14 protein-coding genes are annotated in these 17,953 nt (G+C 71.4%); 5 read left to right on the top strand and 9 right to left on the bottom strand.

Annotated features, from left to right (window positions below; translation table 11 throughout):
- Window positions 1–87: 87 nt before the first annotated feature.
- Window positions 88–2,328: a protein kinase domain-containing protein gene (locus tag OG741_RS09890; protein WP_405596420.1), complete on the bottom strand. Its 2,241-nt coding sequence runs from the start codon at window positions 2,326–2,328 to the stop codon at window positions 88–90.
- Window positions 2,325–4,544: a protein kinase domain-containing protein gene (locus OG741_RS09885; protein ID WP_405596419.1), complete on the bottom strand. Its 2,220-nt coding sequence runs from the start codon at window positions 4,542–4,544 to the stop codon at window positions 2,325–2,327. The genes OG741_RS09890 and OG741_RS09885 overlap by 4 nt, the downstream gene beginning before the upstream one ends.
- A 415-nt stretch (window positions 4,545–4,959) precedes the next feature.
- Between OG741_RS09885 and OG741_RS09880 the strand changes: the two genes are divergently transcribed.
- Together OG741_RS09880 and OG741_RS09875 are read left to right on the top strand one after the other, a co-directional pair.
- Complete coding sequence (locus OG741_RS09880; RefSeq protein ID WP_405596418.1) at window positions 4,960–6,537, top strand: TROVE domain-containing protein; 1,578 nt, start codon at window positions 4,960–4,962, stop codon at window positions 6,535–6,537.
- A gap of 302 nt (window positions 6,538–6,839) precedes the next feature.
- The gene (locus OG741_RS09875; protein ID WP_215093417.1) at window positions 6,840–7,070 is read left to right on the top strand and encodes a hypothetical protein; all 231 of its coding nucleotides are present in this window, start codon (window positions 6,840–6,842) and stop codon (window positions 7,068–7,070) included.
- A gap of 79 nt (window positions 7,071–7,149) precedes the next feature.
- On the opposite strand, the gene OG741_RS09870 is transcribed toward OG741_RS09875, so the two are convergent.
- From OG741_RS09870 to OG741_RS09860, 3 genes are all read right to left on the bottom strand, one after another.
- Window positions 7,150–8,367, bottom strand: coding sequence for a TerD family protein (locus OG741_RS09870; protein WP_405596417.1), 1,218 nt, complete (start codon window positions 8,365–8,367; stop codon window positions 7,150–7,152).
- 71 nt (window positions 8,368–8,438) lie between these two features.
- Window positions 8,439–8,657, bottom strand: coding sequence for a hypothetical protein (locus tag OG741_RS09865; RefSeq protein ID WP_266477685.1), 219 nt, complete (start codon window positions 8,655–8,657; stop codon window positions 8,439–8,441).
- Window positions 8,658–8,748: 91 nt separating this feature from the next.
- A complete protein-coding gene (locus OG741_RS09860) occupies window positions 8,749–9,558 on the bottom strand; it encodes an NAD-dependent epimerase/dehydratase family protein (RefSeq protein ID WP_405596416.1) in 810 nt (269 codons plus the stop codon).
- A 238-nt stretch (window positions 9,559–9,796) separates the two neighbouring features.
- Between OG741_RS09860 and OG741_RS09855 the strand changes: the two genes are divergently transcribed.
- The 3 genes from OG741_RS09855 to OG741_RS09845 all read left to right on the top strand — a co-directional run bounded on the left by OG741_RS09855 (window position 9,797) and on the right by OG741_RS09845 (window position 13,462).
- A complete protein-coding gene (locus OG741_RS09855; RefSeq protein ID WP_405596415.1) occupies window positions 9,797–10,741 on the top strand; it encodes a 5-dehydro-4-deoxyglucarate dehydratase in 945 nt (314 codons plus the stop codon).
- On the top strand, window positions 10,738–11,901 hold the full coding sequence (locus tag OG741_RS09850) for a hypothetical protein (RefSeq protein WP_405596414.1): 1,164 nt from the start codon (window positions 10,738–10,740) through the stop codon (window positions 11,899–11,901). The genes OG741_RS09855 and OG741_RS09850 overlap by 4 nt, the downstream gene beginning before the upstream one ends.
- Before the next feature lie 154 nt (window positions 11,902–12,055).
- Window positions 12,056–13,462, top strand: coding sequence for an NCS2 family permease (locus OG741_RS09845; RefSeq protein WP_405596413.1), 1,407 nt, complete (start codon window positions 12,056–12,058; stop codon window positions 13,460–13,462).
- 27 nt (window positions 13,463–13,489) lie between these two features.
- Here the strand turns inward: OG741_RS09845 and OG741_RS09840 are convergent, their stop codons facing one another.
- From OG741_RS09840 to OG741_RS09825, 4 genes are all read right to left on the bottom strand, one after another.
- Complete coding sequence (locus OG741_RS09840; RefSeq protein ID WP_405596412.1) at window positions 13,490–14,941, bottom strand: peptidoglycan D,D-transpeptidase FtsI family protein; 1,452 nt, start codon at window positions 14,939–14,941, stop codon at window positions 13,490–13,492.
- 103 nt (window positions 14,942–15,044) lie between these two features.
- Window positions 15,045–15,662: a response regulator gene (locus tag OG741_RS09835; RefSeq protein ID WP_405605488.1), complete on the bottom strand. Its 618-nt coding sequence runs from the start codon at window positions 15,660–15,662 to the stop codon at window positions 15,045–15,047.
- 35 nt (window positions 15,663–15,697) lie between these two features.
- Window positions 15,698–16,948 carry a sensor histidine kinase gene (locus OG741_RS09830; RefSeq protein WP_405596411.1) on the bottom strand — a complete coding sequence of 417 codons (1,251 nt, stop codon included), beginning with the start codon at window positions 16,946–16,948 and terminating at the stop codon, window positions 15,698–15,700.
- Window positions 16,945–17,934 (bottom strand): hypothetical protein, encoded by a 990-nt coding sequence (locus OG741_RS09825; RefSeq protein WP_405596410.1) that lies wholly within the window; start codon window positions 17,932–17,934, stop codon window positions 16,945–16,947. Before OG741_RS09825 ends, OG741_RS09830 begins: the two co-directional genes overlap by 4 nt.
- Window positions 17,935–17,953: the final 19 nt, after the last annotated feature.

The following is a 17,953-nucleotide window of genomic DNA, read 5'->3' as shown; positions in this document are numbered from 1 at the left end:
GCACCTCCCGTGCCCGAAGGGCTACGGGGGAGTGCGTGCCAGGGCACGCGAGCCCGGCAAGATCGGCCGGACCGGGCCTAACAGCCGTCAGACGACGCGGTGGTACGCCCGTACCGCCTTCGCGGTGCGGGCGTACCAGCCCGCCGCGTCCGCGCTCAGCCCGAGGACGGCCCGATCCGGCCAGACGCGCCGCGGCACTCCGCCCGCGAGGGTGAGCGCCGCGCAGGACTCGCCGGTCGCGGCATAGACGGTCCCGCCCGAGACCGCCGGCGGGACCTGGGCGATGCCCGGCAGCTGCCGCCGCCAGCGCTCCTTGCCGGTGGCGAGCTCGACCGCCTGCAGGGTGTCCGCCGTCATCCAGTGCAGCAGCACACCGTCCGCCGTGACCGGGCCGCGCAGCCCGCCCGTGCGCGGCGGCCAGCCTGCCGCCAGGTCGAACGTCCGCTGCCGCCACAGCAGTTGACCTGTCCTCGGACTGAAGCCGTGCACGACACCCGAGGTGACCGCGAGGCCGTAGCCGCCCGCCTCACTCAGAGCCGTCGTGCCCGGCGTCAACGGAGTGCCGAGCGTGCCGAGCGCCGCGCGGTCACCGGTGCGGGCATCGACAAGGTGCAGCGCCCCCTGCTCGCCGAGCAGCGCGAAGCGGCCCACGGAGGGCAGGGCACAGGCGGCCGCCGCTCCCTCCGCGGTCAGCTTGCGGTACGTCCACCGCTCCTTGCCCAGCGCGGCATCGACGCACCGGAATCCGTCCGACAGCGCGGGATCGATCAGCAGCGCGCTGCCCAGCACGGCGGGAGGCGGTGCCTCGGAGCCCTCCAGCGTCCAGCGCTCGGCGCCCGTACGCAGATCGAGTGCGCGCAGGCCCGGCTCGTCCGTCCGGTGCGGGTAGGCGGAGACCAGCGTGCCGCCCGCCACGGCGTACCAGAGCGGCGCCGGTGGCAGCTCCGCTGCCTTCCCGCGCACCGCGCCCGATGCCAGATCGACGGCCGGAAGACCCGCCTCGCCCGCCACCAGGGTTTCTCCCGCGACACCCCACATGCCCGGCGCATCGCCCCCGGACCGGCTCTCCCAGCGCCGGGCGGCATCGGCGGGGGAGCAGGCGTGGACATAGCCCGAGCCGACGCCCGTCGAAGCGTGCACCAGCACGGTGCCCGGTCGTCCGGCGAGCAGCAGTGCGTCGAAGTCGCCGTCCTCGGCCGTGAGTGTCCAGCGCAGTGCCCCGGGTGCCGCTGAGCCCGCCGTCACGGTGACCGAGGGGCGCTCACCACTGCCGCCCCCGGTGGAGCCGCCGCCGCGCGCGATCGCTACGCCGAGCAGTCCGGCGGCGCTGCCGCCTCCCGCCAGCAGCAGCCCGCGCCGGGTCAGGGTGCGACGCCGCTCGGCGCCCTCGGGCGACGGGGGGACCCGTACCGTGGCCGCCGTCATCGGTGCCGTCGGCAGGACGGCCGTACGCTCCCCGGGAACGTCGCCGCCTTCCGCGATCAGCTCCCGCAGCGGATCCTCACGCCACCACAGCGGCGCTGCCGGATCGGACAGCAGCCCGAGCACGGAGGACACCGACGGCCGCAGCTCCGGCTCGTTGCGCAGACAGGTCGCGATCAACTCCCGTACACCCGAGGGGACTTCGCCCAGCGTCGGCTCCTCGTGCACGGCCCGGTAGAGCAGCACGGCCACCGTGCCGTCGCCGAACGGATTGCGCCCCGTGGCGGCGAACGCCAGCACCGCGCCCAGCGCGAAGACGTCCGCCGCCGCGGTCACCTCACTCTCGTCCGTGATCTGCTCGGGAGCGATGAAACCGGGCGTGCCGACGATGTCCCCAGCAGCGGTGATCCCGTGGTCGCTGATCGCCCGCGCGATTCCGAAGTCGATCACCCGCGGCCCGTCCGCCGTGAGAAGGACATTGGACGGCTTGAGATCCCGGTGCACCAGGCCTGCCGCATGGATGCTGGTCAGCGCCTCGGCGAGCGCGGCACCCAGCGCCCGTACGACCGGTTCGCCGAGCGAACCGCCCGCCGCGACGGCCCCGCGCAGCGTCACCCCCGGCAGAAACGCGGTGGCGAGCCACGGCACCGGTGAATCGGGGTCCGCGTCCAGCACCGCCGCCGTGTGCGCGCCCGTCACCGCGCGGGCAGCGGCCGCCTCGCGCCGGAACCGTTCCCTGAAGTGCGAATCGTCGGCGAGGTGTTGATGGACGGTCTTCACGGCGACCAGGCGCCCGCCTGCCGTACGGCCCAGATACACCTGGCCCATCCCGCCCGCGCCGAGCCGGGCGAGCAGCGTGACGTTTCCCAGCCTCACGGGATCGCCGGGCAGCAGCGGACCGGTCATGACGCCTCCGGCAGCGCGAAGGCGTACAGCGTGCCGCCCGCGGACAGATGGATCAGCCCCGGCCCGGCCACGGCGGTGATGTCGTCGGTACTGTCGAGCCCGGCCGCCCACACCAGCCTGCCCGTGAGCGAGTCCAGGGCATGCACGCCCCAGGCGTTGGCGGAGGAGGCCGTCTCCTGGCTGCCGGGCTCGGGGCCACGCACGTACACGAGAGAGCCGGCGACCAGAGGCGTCCTGTTCCCGTCCGAGAGCCCCTCCACATCGATACGGCTCCAGCGGGTCTTCCCGGTACGCGCATCCAGCGCGCCGAACTCCGTCCGGGTCGCCGTGTGCACCACCCCACGGGTCGCGAGCGGCGTGACGCCCGCCCGCTCGCCGAGAGCGCGCCGCCACAGGGTGCGGCCCGAGTTCAGGTCGACCCCGCTGATGTCTTTCCCCACGGCGTAGTACCTGGTGCCGGTGGAGCCGCGATGGGCCTGGGGGCGCAGCGCGCCGCCCGGAATCCTGCTCTCCAGGGTGCCGTCCGCGGCCCGCAGGACGAACAGGGGGTCCGCCTTGCGCAGTTCCAGCCCCCTGTCGCTGTCGTTCTGGGAGGTCGCGGACGCGGCCACCGCGATCCGGCCGCCCGCCTGGTCCACGCCCACCACCCCGGCGGCCGACCCCTCGTAGAACCAGAGGTCCTTCCCCGTACGGGAGTCGAAGCCGTACGCACGCCAGCGCTGTCCCCGGGCGGTGCGCTGCTCCCAGAGCGTGCTGTACGAGGCGTAGGTGATCAAGCAGGCGATGCCGTCGGAGACGGTGAGCGCGGCTTCGCTGCCGTCCGCCCTGCGGAGGTTGTCGAGGGTCGGTGCTCCGGGCGGGCGGCGGGGATTGAGCCACAGATCGGGGGTGACCCACTTCTCCCGGCCGGTGCCGGGATCCAGGGCGACGATCTCCTGGTCGAGCAGGTCGCCGGAGCGCAGCACATGGACAAGCCCGTCGGCGATCAGGGCATCGGCGATGTCGTCGGCCGTGTACGTCCAGCGGACGGCTCCGGTACGGGCGTCGAGCCGGGTGAGCGCGGACGTGGCCCGCACATACAGCGCGTCGCCGCCCCGCAGCAGTGCGGCCGGGCCGACGGGGCGGGACCACAGCGCCCGGCCGTGCTGATAACTGACGGGCGGCGGGGAGGTTTTGGGCGATTGATCGTCCTTGCCGTACGGGCTCAGCGCCACGACGGCGGCGGCCGCGGAGCCGCCGAGGAGCAGGGTGCCGCTCCAGCGCAGCAGCCGCCGCCGGGAGGGCGCGCTCGCGGACCGCTCAGTCCGTTCCTGTTCGCCTGCGGCGGATGGGGTCTCTTCGGTCTCCGCACGCGCGACGAGCGCGGCCACGTCCTCCTCGCGGCGGCCGATCAGCGCGGCGATCCGGCCCCCCTCCCACCACGGCTCGTCCGCCGCCCGCCGCACGCACCAGCCGAGTACGTCGCCGACTCCCGGCCGCCCGTCCGGCCCGGCGGCCAGCGCGCTGCCGAGGAAGTCCCGCCACTGCTCGTCCGGCACGCCGTCCAGATCGGGTAAGTCATGCAGGGTCCGGTAGAGCACCTGATGCGCCGGACCGGTACCGAAGGGCGGACGGCCGCTCCCGGCGTATGCCAGCAGCGCCCCGAGCGCGAACACATCGGCCGCCGGTCCGGGTTCGGCCGCGCCCCTGATCAGCTCCGGCGCGACGAAACCTGGGGAGCCGACGAGCTGCCCCGTGCCGGTCAGGCTCTCCTCTGCGGTGGCCTTCGCGATGCCGAAGTCGAGGACCATGGGGCCGTCGCGGGTCACCACCACATTGGACGGCTTCAGATCGCGGTGGACGAGCCCCGCGGCGTGAATGGCGGCCAGCGCCTCGGCGAGCGCCGCCCCGAGCGTGGCCAGTTCGCCGGGCCCGAGCGGCCCGTGCGCGGCGACCGCCTCGGTGAGCGTGAGACCCGAGCAGAACGCCGTCGCCAGCCAGGGCCGGGCGGCATCCGGATCGGCGTCCAGCACGGCCGCGGTGAACGGGCCGCCGACGGAACGCGCCGCGAGCACCTCCCGCCGGAAGCGCTCCCTGAACTCCGGCTCGGCGGCGAGGTGTTCATGCACGGCCTTGACGGCGACGAGCCGCCCGGACGGCGAGCGCGCGAGATGAACCTGTCCCATCCCGCCCTCACCGAGCAGCGCGACGAGCCGGTACCCAGCGAGCTGCTGCATGCGGTTGCCCCTCCCCCGTCCGATCACTGCGACGCCCGGGCGCGCCGGTTCGGTTGCGGCCGTAAAACCCTTGGCACAACCGGACGTTGCCCTCCTAGAGTGATCCATGTCCAAGGGGGAAGGCAGGGCCTTTCCAGGACATCACAAACTCATGCACCTCCCGGTGCGCGGGCTGCGGCTACTTCCTCTGACGAAATCACGCCGCCGCCACCTTTGATCTCGGGAGGCTCAGCATTCGGGATGCCCGGTGCGCAGGCAACGGTTACTTCTCGGACCGGGAGGATGCGGGTTCGAATCCCGCCCAGCCACGGTTGGTGGAGCAATCAGGAAGCTCGCCCGGCTACAGTCCGTCGCCGACCCCTGATCTCGGGCACCCCTTTTGCTGCGCTTCCCCCAGGAATTCGGGGGAATTCACATGGCACGCTTCAATACCCGCACCGCGAAGGCGGGAGCGACCTCGCCCGTGCGCTCGACCGGCCGCACCCTGCGTACCCACCAGGGCGGCACCGGCTCCGGGCGTGACGCACGCTCCGAGCTCTTTCTCCTCGCCGTCGCCAACTTCGTTTCGCAGCAGACCCTTTACGAGTCCGCCGGCAGCCGCGACGACCGCTTCACCCGCCTTGTGCGCAAGCTCGCCGTCGAGGACCCCGCGTGGACCGCGGGACTGCTCGGCTGGCTGCGCGGCGAGGGCAATATGCGAACCGCCTCCATCGTCGGGGCCGCCGAATACGTCAAGGCGCGCCTCGACGCATCCGCGACCGCGGGTCCGACGAACCGTCAGGTCATCGATTCCGTACTGCGCCGCGCCGACGAGCCCGGCGAACTGCTCGGCTACTGGACCTCGCAGTACGGCCGCACGGTGCCCAAGCCCGTCAAGCGCGGCATCGCGGATGCCGTGGCGCGCCTCTACAGCGGAAAGTCACTGCTGAAGTACGACACTGCGTCCAAGGGCTATCGCTTCGGCGACATCCTCAATCTGGTGCACGCGTCGCCCGATCCCGCGAAGCCGTGGCAGGGCGCGCTGTTCCAGTACGCCCTCGACCGCCGGCACAACCCGGACAGCGCCGAGCCGCCCGCCTCGATCCGTACCCTCACCGCCCACCGGGCATTGATGGCCCTGCCGGCCGACGAGCGGCGCGCGGTGATCACCGCGCCCGGCGCCTCCGAGCGGCTCGCCGAGGCGGGGATGACCTGGGAGGCGCTGGCGGGCTGGCTGCAGGGACCGATGGACGCGGCGGCCTGGGAGGCCGTCATCCCCTCCATGGGCGCGATGGCACTGCTGCGCAATCTGCGGAACTTCGACCAGGCCGGGGTCTCGGACACGGTCGCGGCCCAGATCGCCGCGCGGATCTCGGACCCCGAAGTCGTCGCGGCGTCACGGCAGTTCCCGTTCCGCTATCTCGCGGCGTACCAGCACGCCCCGTCGCTGCGCTGGGCGTACGCACTGGAGAAGGCGCTCGGCCACTCGCTGGCCAATGTGCCCGCGCTGCCCGGCCGGACGCTGATCCTGGTCGACCGCTCGGGTTCCATGTGGTCGCGCCTTTCGGACCGCTCCGAGCTCAACCGGGCGGACGCCGCCGCGGTGTTCGGCGCGGCGGTGGCCATGCGGGCACAGAGCGCGGACCTCGTCGAGTTCGGCACGGGCAGCGGGCGGGTGAAGTACCGCTCGGGCGAGTCCGTACTGAAGGTCCTCGGGCGCTTCGGCGAGCTCGGCGGCACCAACACCACCGAGGCCGTCCGCAAGCACTACAAGAAGCACGACCGGGTGCTGATCGTCACCGACGAGCAGGCGGCGTACAGCTACTACGGCGACCCGACCGAGCAGGTCCCGAAACACATCCCGGTCTACACCTGGAACCTGGCCGGGTACGGCGCGGGCCACGCGCCCTCGGGCAAGCAGAACCGGCACACCTTCGGTGGCCTCACGGACGCGGCTTTCCGGATGGTGCCCCTCCTTGAGCGGGGCCGGGACGCCGACTGGCCCTGGGTCTGAGCGCGGCCGGCAGCCGAGTGTGTTCTTCGACACCGTGGTGGTGTGCTCGGTGGCCGGCGGCACGGAGGCCGGACGGTCGCGGATTTCGGGGCTCTCGAACACCGCCTCACTCATCGGAGTGGAGCCCGCACTGAGAGACACGGACATCGGGCCGGAGCCTGAACGACCTGGTCAAACGCGGGGAAATCGGCGCCGGATCGAGGGTGTTTCCTCCCCGTTCCGGCGGCCGACCGGCGCTCAATGCCGACAGTGCGCCGTTCCGACGTGGCGTCGCGGGCCCCCGAGGGCCCATACTCCAGGTAATGACAAAGTCAGCCGGATCCCGCCGCTATTTGCCCTCCAGTCCCTTCAACAAACCGGCCGCGGCCGCCCCGCCGATTGAGCAGTACGAAGTGGGCGACCGGGTCTCGCACGACCAGTTCGGGCTCGGAAGAGTCATCGCAGTCGAAGGAGACAACGCCGCCGTGCTTGTCGACTTCTCGGGGCGCCAGGGAAGAATCCTGAGCCCATACTCCAAGCTGGCCAAACTCTGAAGACCGTGGCCGCCGGGCCCGCCATCACCTGAGAAGCGGTGGCGGACCCGGCGGTGGCGGTTGCAAGGGGCTGTGTTGGTCAGAGCGCCTGGGCGGCGGGCTTGACCATGCCCCGCACCGTGCGGGACTTCACGAAGTCGCCGATCGCGGTCATCTCCCACTCGCCGGAGAACTGCTTGATCAGCTTGGCCATCATCACGCCGGTCTGCGGCTCCGCGCCCGTCAGATCGAAGCGGACCAGCTCCTCGCCCGACGCCGCGTCGATCAGCCGGCAGTAGGCCTTGGCGACCTCGGTGAACTTCTGTCCCGAGAAGGAATTGACGGTGAAGACCAGACCCGTCGCATCGGCCGGGAGACGGCCCAGATCCACGACGATCACCTCGTCGTCACCCGCACCCTCGCCCGTCAGATTGTCGCCGGAGTGCTTGATCGCGCCGTTCAGGATCGACAGCTTGCCGAAGTAGCAGCTGTCGATGTGGTTGCGGTTCGGGCCGTAGGCGATGACGGAGGCGTCGAGGTCGATGTCCTTGCCGCGGAAGGCGGGCTCCCAGCCGAGGCCCATCTTGACCTGGGAGAGCAGCGGGCGGCCGCCCTTGACCAGCGAGACCGTCTGGTTCTTCTGCAGGCTGACCCGGCCCTTGTCCAGGTTGATCTTTCCGGCGCCGGGGGCCGGAGCCGCGGGGGGAGCGGCCGGCGGGGGCGGGACGGGCGCGGTGAGACGCGGATCGACGGCCGGGGCGGCTGCGACTGGTGCCGGGGCGACGGGAGTGGGGGCCGAGGGGGCGGCCGCGGGCTCCTCGTCGACGGAGACGCCGAAGTCCGTGGCGATGCCCGCCAGCCCGTTCGCATAGCCCTGGCCGACCGCACGGGCCTTCCAGACGCCGTTGCGCCTATAGATCTCCACGACGACCAGCGCGGTCTCGGGGCCGAGCTGCGGCGGGGTGAAGGTGGCCAGCGCGCTGCCGTCGTCGGCATTGCGGAGGGTGGCGGTGGGCTCGATGCCCTGGAAGGTCTGGCCGGCGGCGTCGGGGCTCGCCGTGACGACGATCTTCTCGATGCCGGGCGGGACGGCGGAGGTGTCCACCACGATCGCGTCGGGGGCGGTGCCCCCGCCGGAGCGGTAGCTGACGCCGGGGCCCGCCGGCTGGTTGTAGAAGATGAAGTCGTCGTCGGAGCGCACCTTGCCGTCGGCGGTGAGCAGCAGGCCCGATACGTCGAGCCGCACCGGGGCGGCGACGTCCACCGCCACGCGGGGGGCGGAGAGAGGGATGTTCGAGCCGGGGGTCATAGCTGTCATGCCAGATGTAACGAGCGAGGGCGCTTTACCGTTCCCTTACCTTTGGGCCGACTCTCGATTCATCTCCCGCGCTATCGGTTGCGCGGGTGGTTGCGGGCCGTCCGCTCGTTGCCGAACTTGTACGCGCCGGTCCAGCGGGCCATGACCAACTGGGGGTCGCCCGAGCCCACCTCGGCCAGGAACTTCTCGGCGCGAGTGCCGCGCAGTGTCCCGGCCGCGCGGCCGCGGTGGGTGATGACGACACTGCCGTCGCCGTGCTGCGCGTAACTGAATCCGAAGGGCTTGGCCATGCCCGACATCCTGGCCGGGGCACGGACCGTTCGGCACGCGAATTTTCTTCCCGGCGTGTCTTCTTCCCCGCGTGGGTGCCCGGCGGACCGGTCAGTACGGCCACCGGGGCGGGTTGGTGGTGAAGTGGCCGCCCAGATGCGCGTGGTCCGGATTGTCCGGGTCGAGTTCGCCCTGCTCGGCGACGAGCTTCTCGGCGTACTGCTCCGAGTCGTCCTGCGGCTCGTAGCCCAGCGAGCGCGCCGTCGACAGGTCCCACCACAGGCGGGTGTTGGCGGACGAGCCGTAGACGACGGTGTGGCCGACGTTCTCGGCGGTGAGCGCCGCATGGAAGAGGCGGGCGCAGTCGCCGGGGCTCAGCCAGACCGACAGCATCCGCACCGACGTGGGCTCCATGAAGCAGGAGCCGATGCGCACGGAGACGGTCTGGATGCCATGCAGGTCCCAGTACAGCTGGGCCAAGTCCTCGCCGAAGCACTTCGACAGGCCGTAGAAGGTGTCCGGGCGGCGCGGGGTGTCGACGGGGATCAGGGGGTCGTCCCCCTGGGGGCGCGGGGTGAAGCCGACCGCGTGGTTGCTGGAGGCGAAGACGATGCGCTCCACGCCCTCTTCGCGGGCAGCCTCGTAGAGGTTGTACGTCCCTTCGATGTTGGAGCGGAGGATCTTCTCGAACGGGGCTTCCAGGGAAATGCCGGCGAGGTGGACGATCGCGTCGACGCCCCGCATCGCCTTGCGCAGCGCCTCTTTGTCGGCGAGGTCCGCGGTGATCGCGTCCGGCTCGCCCTCTATGGAGGTGGCGTCGAAGAGCCGGAGCTCGTAGCCGTACGCGGGCAGGAGCCCCCGCATCAGCGTTCCGAGGCCGCCGGCGGCGCCGGTGAGCAGGACGGTGCGGGGAGGGGGCATGGATGGTTCTCCTCAAGACGCTCAGGTCCATAGATGGCATTCACATGTATGGACACGCTAGGGAGTGGTCCGAACACCGTCAAGTGTGGCGCGGACGAGCCGACTCCGCCTCTGAGTTGCGGCTTTCTGTCTTGACCCGCCCTCCGCGGCTGCCTTAGCGTGAACGCGTTCAGGAATATGGACGTTGATCAGAATTGTGCACGGGTCTCAGGCTCGGTGCACGGCCCAGGGAGCGCCCGTGACCTCAGCCCCGCTCGCCGCCCGGCTCACCCGGGTCCAAGGACCGCTGTTCTTCCCCGTCACCGCGTACGGACCGGACGGCGCCCTGGACCTCGATGTCTTCCGCACCCATGTCAGACGCGGCATCGACGCCGGTGCGGCCGCGGTCTTCGCGTGCTGCGGCACGGGCGAGTTCCACGCCCTGACCCCGGAGGAGTTCGGCGCGTGCGTCGCCGCGGCCGTCGCCGAAGCCGCGGGCGAGGTGCCGGTCGTCGCCGGCGCGGGCTACGGCACCGCGCTCGCCGTCCGGTTCGCGGAGATCGCCGAAGCCGCGGGCGCGGACGGACTGCTCGCGATGCCGCCCTATCTCGTCGTCGCCGACCAGCCAGGACTGCTGCGGCACTACACGGCGCTCGCCGAAGCAACCTCCCTCGACGTCATCGTCTACCAGCGCGACAACGCCGTCTTCACCCCCGAGACCGTCGTCGAACTCGCCCGGGCCGACGGCATCATCGGCCTCAAGGACGGCTACGGCGACCTCGACCTGATGCAGCGCATCGTCGGCGCCGTCCGCCGCGACCTGCCCGACGAGGACTTCCTCTACTTCAACGGGCTGCCCACCGCCGAACTCACCGGCCTCGCCTACCGCGGCATCGGCATCACCCTGTACTCCTCGGCCGTCTTCGCCTTCGCGCCCGACATCGCCCTCGCCTTCTACCGCGCGCTGATCACCGGCGACGACAAGACGGTCAACCGGCTGCTCGACGGCTTCTACGGGCCACTGGTCGAACTGCGCAATCTCGGGCGCGGTTATGCCGTCTCCCTCGTCAAAGCGGGGGTACGGCTCGAAGGGCTCGACGTCGGCGACGTACGGCCGCCGCTGAGCGAACCCCTCCCCGAGCACATCACCGCCCTCGCCGCCCTCATCGAGCGGGGCCGCGCGCTGCTGGAGGACGGCGCGTGAAGACCGGCGCCTTCCTCTACCCCTGGGACGTCGTCGGTGATCCCGACGCCGCGGCCCGCGTCGCCGGTCTCGGCGTCCAGCAGGTCACCCTCGCCGCCGCCTACCACTCCACGCGCGCCCTGACCCCGCGCCACCCCGGGCACCGGATCGTCACCGCGCAGCACGCCGCCGTGTTCTACGAGCCGGACGAGGAGCGCTGGGCGGGCCGTGAGCTGCGCCCGTACACCGCGGGGGACTGGGCGCCCGGTGACGCGTACGGGGAAGCCGCAGCGGCCCTCGCGGACGCCGGGCTCGAGGTCCACACCTGGGTGGTCCTCGCCCACAACTCCCGCCTGGGCGCCGACCATCCGGACACCTCCGTCGTCAACGCCTACGGCGACCGCTACCCCTGGGCGCCGTGCATCGCCCAGCCCGCCGTCCGTGCCCTCCTCGTCGACCTCGCTGCCGAGGCGGCGACCCGGCCGGGTGCCCGCGGCACCGAGCTGGAGTCCTGCGGCTGGTACGGCTTCGCGCATCTGCACGCCCACGACAAGACCGCGGGCGTGGAGCTCGGTGACGCGGCGCAGTATCTGATGTCCCTGTGCTTCTGCGGCTCTTGCCGGAACGGTTACGCAGAGGAGGGCCTGGAGCCGGAGCTGCTGGCCGCGGCCGTACGCAACGCGCTCGAGCCCGTCTGGGCGGGTGCGGCGCCGGCCGACGCCCGGATCGAGAAGCTGCTCGGCCACGAACCGGCCGCGGCGACACTGGAGTTCAGGGCGCGGACGGCTCGCACGCTCCAGGAAGCCGCCGTCACGGCGGTGCGGGCGGCGGCTCCCGACGGCTTCCAGGTCCTGCTGCACGCCGACCCGGTCGCCCACCACTGCGGCGCCAACGCGGGCGTCGACCCGGCGCACATCCTGTCCGTCGCGGACGGCGTGGTCGTGCCGTGCACGGGCGGGCCCGCGCCGGTCGCGCCCTTCGCGGAACACGAGGCGCCCGGGGCGGTGCTGGCGGCGAACCTCACGGTCGTCAGCGGGATGGGCGGCAGCCCGGGGACGCTGAGGGAGGACGCGGCGCGGGCGGCGGCTCTGGGGGCGAATGAACTGCGGCTGTACCACGCGGGGCTGGCGTCGGACGCGGACCTGGCGGCGGTGGGGGAGGCGCTGTCGCGGCTCGGGTGAAGTTGTCATGAGTCGCGATGTGAAGCAACCGGATGCGAACCAGGCGGATGTGAAGTAAGTCCGGTGCGAAGTAACACGCGCCTAACCACAAACGCCCTCCTCACGGGAACAATCCAGCTACCCGCCAGCCGGATTGCCGCCAACGAGGAGAGCCATGTCCGCACAGGTCGACCGGTACTTCCACATCAGCGCGAGAGGCTCGACCTTCGCACGCGAGATACGCGGCGGCTTCGCCACGTTCTTCACGATGGCCTACATTCTGGTCCTCAACCCGATCATCCTGGGCAGCGCCGAGGACAAGTTCGGCGCCCATCTCTCCGGTCCCCAGCTCGTTACAGCCACCGCCCTGGTCGCCGCGGTCATGACCGCGATCATGGGGCTCGGCGGCAATCTCCCGCTCGCCATCGCCGCCGGTCTCGGCCTGAACGCCGTCGTCGCCTTCCAGATCGCGCCGCTGATGAGCTGGCCCGACGCGATGGGCCTGGTCGTCCTCGAAGGCATCCTCATCTGCGCCCTGGTCGTGACCGGGCTGCGCGAGGCCGTCATGCACGCCATCCCGCCCTCGCTCAAGCAGGCCATCAGCGTCGGCATCGGCCTGTTCATCGCGTTCATCGGTTTCGTAGACGCCGGCTTCGCGACCCGTATCCCCGGCGACACCGGCACCGTGCCCGTCCAGCTCGGCGCGAGCGGTCACCTCTCCGGCTGGCCCGTCCTCGTGTTCTGTCTCGGCGTGCTGCTCACCGTCGCGCTGATGGCCCGCAAGGTGAAGGGCGCGATCCTCATCTCCATCATCGTGATGACCGTCCTCGCGATCGTCATCAACGAGATCGCCGACATCAAGCCCATCGCCTGGGGCCTGACCGTGCCGTCCGTCCCCGACGAGATCGTGGCCGCCCCCGACTTCGGGCTCATCGGCTCCTTCAGCCTCTTCGGCGCCTTCGAGCAGGTCGGCGTCATCACGATCGTCCTGCTGGTCTTCACGCTGATCCTCAGCGACTTCTTCGACACCATGGGCACGGTCGTCGGCGTCTCCAACGAGGCCGGTCTGCTGGACGAGAACGGCAAGGTCCCCAACCTCGGCCGGGTGCTGCTGATCGACGGTGTCGCCGCCGCGGCCGGAGGCGCCGCATCCGCCTCCTCCAACACCTCGTACATCGAATCGGCGGCAGGAGTCGGCGAGGGCGCCCGCACCGGTTTCGCCTCCCTGGTCACCGGCGGGCTCTTCGCACTCGCCCTCTTCTTCACGCCGCTCGCCACGGTCGTCCCCGCCCAGGCCGCGGCGCCCGCGCTCGTCGCCGTCGGTTTCCTGCTGATGGCGCAGGTCCGCCATATCGACTGGGAGCGGTACGACATCGCGATCCCGGCCTTCCTGACGATCGCGGTCATGCCGTTCACGTACTCCATCACCAACGGCATCGGCGCCGGTTTCATCGCCTATGTCGTCATCAAGGCGGTGCTGGGCAAGGCCCGCGATGTGCACTGGCTGCTGTGGGGCACGGCGGCGCTGTTCGTGGTCTACTTCGCGATCGACCCGGTCGAGCAGCTCTTCGGCGTCAAGTAGCCGTCGGCCTCAAGCAGTAGTCGGGCGTCAGGACTTCAGGGCCGCGGCCATCATCTTCTGGGCGATGGGCGCGGCCAGCCCGTTGCCGCTGACCTCGGAGCGGGCCGCGCCCGAGTCCTCGATCAGGACGGCGACCGCGACCTCCTTGCCGCTGCCGGAGTCCTTGGCGTACGAGGTGAACCAGGCGTAGGGCGTCTTGCTGTTGTTCTCGCCGTGCTGGGCGGTGCCGGTCTTTCCGCCCACCTCGGCGCCTTCGACCTTGGCATTGGTCCCGGTGCCGTCCTCCACCACGGTCACCATCGCGCTGCGCAACTGCTCGGCGGTGGACGAGGAGACGATCCGCTTCGATGCCGCGTCCTCGTACGACTGCAGCGTGTTGCCGTCCGCGTCCACGACCTTGGAGACCATGTGCGGCGCCCGCAGGACGCCGTCGTTGGCGATCGCCGCGGAGACCATGGCCAGCTGCATCGGCGTCGCGGTCACATCGAACTGGCCGATGCCGCTGTAGGCGGTCGAGGGCTTGTCCATCCCCGTCGGATACACACTGGGCAGGGCCCGCACCGGGGAGTCCTGCTTCTCGTCGTTGAAGCCGAACTTCTCCGCCATCGCCCGGACCTTGTCCTGGCCGAGGTCGACCGCCAGCTTGGCGAAGACGTTGTTGCAGGAGTACTGGAGCGCGGTGCGCAGGCTCGCGTTCTCGCAGGGTGCGGACTTGTTCTCGTTCTCCAGGACCCTGGTCGTGCCGGGCGGGGTGTACGGATCGGGGCTGTCCGTCTTGGTGTCCACCGAGTCGTACAGACCGTCCTCCAGGGCCGCCGCCGCGACCACCAGCTTGAAGGTCGAACCGGGCGGCAGCGGCTGCCGCAGCGCGCGGTTGACCAGCGGCTTGTCCTTGTCGGCCAGCAGCTTCTTCCAGGCGTCACCGTCCGTCGTCCCGCTGATCTTCGAGGGGTCGTACGAGGGCGTGCTGACCATGCCAAGGATCTTGCCGGTCTTCGGGTCGATGGCGACGGCCGCGCCCTTGGTGTCGCCGAGCGCCTCGTAAGCCGCCTTCTGCACCGCGGGGTCGATGGTGGTGAGCACGTCGCCGGGCTCCTGCTGCTTGCCGGTGAGCGCGTCGACGGGGTTCTTCAGCCGGCTGTCCGTACCGTCCAGGACATGGCTGTAGATGCCTTCCAGCTGGGTCGCGCCGTATGCCTGCGAGCTGTAACCGGTGACCGCGGCGTAGAGCGAGCCGTCGGTGTAGGTGCGTTTGTGCGCGAGGTCGCTGCCCTCCGTCCTCTTCGAGCCCGTGATCGGTGACCCGGCCACGATGATGTCGCCCAGCGGCTGCGCGTACTGCGCGATGATCTTCCGCCGGTTGTGTTCGTCGTCCGCGAGGGCCCGGGCTTCGTACGCCTGCACCCAGGTCACCCGTATCAGCAGGGCGAGCACCAGCAGCAGCGAGAAGACCGCGGCGTTCCTGATCGTCTTGTTCATCCCATAGGGGGGACGACCGGGCCGGACGTGCCGTTCCGGCCGGCCCGGCTTCTCAGGGAATCCTCATCCGCGAGCCGTCCTGAGCGCGGTGACGAGCCGTGCCTCAGCCCGGTGAGATGAACCCCGACTCGTACGCCGCGATCACCGCCTGGGTACGGTCCCTGGCGCCGGTCTTCGCCAGGACGGAGGCCACATGCGTCTTGGCCGTCGCGGGACCCACGCCCATCCGCCCGGCGATCTCCGCGTTCGTCAGCCCCGTCGCCATCAGCCGCAGCACCTCGGCCTCGCGCTCGGTCAGCCGCGCCGCCCACGGCGGGGGCGCGGGGGTGCGGCGGCCGCCGTACTCGGCGGCCAGCGAGCGCACGGCCGCGGGGAAGAGCAGCGAGTCGCTGCGTGCCACCAGACGGACCGCCTGGACGAGCTCCTCGGCCGCCGCCCGCTTGAGCAGAAAGCCCGCGGCCCCGGCGCGCAGCGCGTCGTACACATAGGAGTCGTTCTCGAAGGTCGTCACCACAACGATCCGCGGCGGTTCGTCGAGCGTGGCCAGGATCTGCTCGGTGGCGCGGATGCCGTCGATCTCCGGCATCCGTACATCCATCAGGACCACGTCGGGGCGCAGCTCACGCACCACCGGGACGGCCTCCGCGCCCGTCGACGCCTCGCCGATCACCTCCAGGTCGGGCTCGGCGTCGAGGATGACGCGCAGCGCCGTACGAACCATGCGCTCGTCGTCGGCGAGGACGACCCGGATCACGCTCACCGGTCACCGCCCAGCGGCAGCCGCGCGGACAGCAGCCACACCGCGCCCTGCGCTCCTGCCTGCGCCCGTCCGCCCAGCAGCGCGGCCCGCTCGGCTATGCCGCGCACTCCGCGGCCGCCTCCCGGGCGGACCACCGGGGCCCTGTCGGGCAGCGGATTCTCCATCGTGATCTCCAACTCCTCGCCGCACAGGGCGATCCACAGGGTCACCGGGGACGCCCCGGCGTGGCGCAGGGCGTTGCTCAGCCCCTCCTGGACGATGCGGTACGCCTCGCGCGAGACGGGCGCGGGGACGGCGGCCAGATCGCCGTCGGCGCTGAGCGACACCGGGACGCCACTACGCGCGAGCAGTCCGTCCAGAGTGTCCAGGGTCGGTCCGTCGAGCTGGGTGGTGTGGTCGTCGTCCTGGCGCAACAGGCCCAGTACGGAGTCGAGTTCGCCCACCGTGCGCCGGGTGGTCTCCTCGATCGCGGCCAGTGCCTCCCGTACGAACTCCGGATCGCTGTCCAGGACCCGGCGGGCCGCACCTGCCTGCAGGGTGACGGCGCTCAGGGCGTGGCCCACCGAGTCGTGCAGCTCGCGGGCGAGCCGGTTGCGCTCGGCCAGTTCGGTGGCCCGGCGCTCCGCGGCTGCCAGCCGGTCCGCGGGTGTGGGGCCGAGCAGGACCGGCGCCTGACGGGCCAGCAGTGCCCCGGCCGCCGCCGCACAGGCCGCGAGCGCGATCAGCATGGCCATTCCGGCGAACGGGAACAGGGCCAGCTGCCAGGCGGGGTAGTGGGGCAACTCGAGCCGCCCCCGCAGCGCCGGGAAGAACGGCAGCACCATCAGGCTCACGGCGAACGGCGGCAGCGCGAGCGTGGCGCCGCTGATCAGAGCGCCGATTCCCGCATGCAGCGTGAACCAGCCCGAGGCCCGCAGCCGCGCGTCCCGCGAGCGTGCCGGCCCTTCCGCGAACCGCTCGGCGGGCACCCCGCACAGGGCCTTCGCCAGGGCGACCGCCAGCGGTCTGGTGAGCGGGAACAACAGCGCCGTCACCGCGGCTATCGGCAGCGCGATGCCGTACGCGCCGAACTGGAGGGCGGGGGAGTCGGAGAACATGTCCTTCGCACCGACGAGCGGGCCGACGAACACCGTGCCCACGAGCCAGTACGGCATCAACAGGGCGCCGCCCAGGATCAGATGGAGCCAGCGCAGCCCGGCCCGCGTCCCGAACAGCGCCCGCGCGGACGCCCCCAGCACTCTCCTCACGCGGCGCGCCGCCGCAGGAACGAGGCCGTCCCGGTGATGACGAGCAGACCGACGATCATGCCCACAGCGTAGGTCAGGGCCATCAACCCCGATGCCCGCTCGCCGTCTTCGGCGCCCGGCAGCACCGCGGCGATCAGCAGCCAGATGCCCCAGCAGCCCACCGCGCCCGAGCCAAGCCAAGCCATGGCCAGTGGAGTCTTCAGCGGCAGTGCGGGGACCGGACGGAAGGCGAGCAGCAGCGCTCCGGTCACGGCGACGGCCACGAACAGGGCGTTGATCCCTTCGAGTACATAGAAGTCGGCCGTGCGCTGCTCGATCCGCGTCGCGGACAGACCGGTCGTCGCGCCGCAGGCCCACAGCAGGTGCATCGCGGCCGGGAAGAGCGCGAGCCCGGCGGCGGCCACGGCGGTCAGCTTCAGCATCCGCCCGGTGGCGGCACTGGGCAGGTCCCAGATCCGGCCCCGCCACACATGGCTCCAGCGCTCGCGGGCGTACAGCGCGAAGAGCGTCCCCAGGGCCAGGCCCTGGACGATGAAGCCCGTGTAGACGACCCCGAAGACCCACTCGTCGAGGAAGGGTTTGTCCCCGCCCCGGTGGGGCTCGGCTCCGGTGACGGCGCGGGTCAGCAACTGGACCGGGAAGCCGACCATGATCGGGGCGAGCAGACCGCCCGCGATCCACATCGGCGTGGCAAGCAGCCAGGCGGGGACGCGCCGGCCCCACGCCTGGGTGAGCAGCAGTGCCAGCACGATGACGGTGCCGTCCATCAGAACGGTGACGCTGTTGGCGACGGCGATCAGACCGCGGTGCTCCAGCAGCACACTTCCGTCGGGGATGCCGATCCTGCTGCCGGCGATCCACGCGATCTTGAGCGAGAGATACGGGACGCAGGAGGCGACGGTAAGGGTGCGCAGCACCCTGTGCACACGCGGGGCGCGAAGCGGGACGTGGGCCCCGGGGACGGGAGCGAGCGGTGTCCGTGTCATGGCGACCACGCTCCCGGTT

Origin of the sequence: Streptomyces sp. NBC_01410 (genome assembly GCF_045040195.1) — a bacterium.
Classification (GTDB): Bacteria; Actinomycetota; Actinomycetes; order Streptomycetales; family Streptomycetaceae; genus Streptomyces.
Note: the sequence above shows the minus strand (reverse complement) of the source record. Positions and strands in the feature narration are given on the sequence as shown.

Coding starts and splice junctions, on each gene's coding strand:
- OG741_RS09870 (WP_405596417.1), bottom strand. CDS start 8,367: ATGACAGCTATGACCCCCGGCTCGAACATCCCTCTCTCCGCCCCCCGC.
- OG741_RS09875 (WP_215093417.1), top strand. CDS start 6,840: ATGACAAAGTCAGCCGGATCCCGCCGCTATTTGCCCTCCAGTCCCTTC.
- OG741_RS09835 (WP_405605488.1), bottom strand. CDS start 15,662: ATGGTTCGTACGGCGCTGCGCGTCATCCTCGACGCCGAGCCCGACCTG.
- OG741_RS09890 (WP_405596420.1), bottom strand. CDS start 2,328: ATGACCGGTCCGCTGCTGCCCGGCGATCCCGTGAGGCTGGGAAACGTC.
- OG741_RS09845 (WP_405596413.1), top strand. CDS start 12,056: ATGTCCGCACAGGTCGACCGGTACTTCCACATCAGCGCGAGAGGCTCG.
- OG741_RS09860 (WP_405596416.1), bottom strand. CDS start 9,558: ATGCCCCCTCCCCGCACCGTCCTGCTCACCGGCGCCGCCGGCGGCCTC.
- OG741_RS09865 (WP_266477685.1), bottom strand. CDS start 8,657: ATGGCCAAGCCCTTCGGATTCAGTTACGCGCAGCACGGCGACGGCAGT.
- OG741_RS09825 (WP_405596410.1), bottom strand. CDS start 17,934: ATGACACGGACACCGCTCGCTCCCGTCCCCGGGGCCCACGTCCCGCTT.
- OG741_RS09880 (WP_405596418.1), top strand. CDS start 4,960: ATGGCACGCTTCAATACCCGCACCGCGAAGGCGGGAGCGACCTCGCCC.
- OG741_RS09885 (WP_405596419.1), bottom strand. CDS start 4,544: ATGCAGCAGCTCGCTGGGTACCGGCTCGTCGCGCTGCTCGGTGAGGGC.
- OG741_RS09840 (WP_405596412.1), bottom strand. CDS start 14,941: ATGAACAAGACGATCAGGAACGCCGCGGTCTTCTCGCTGCTGCTGGTG.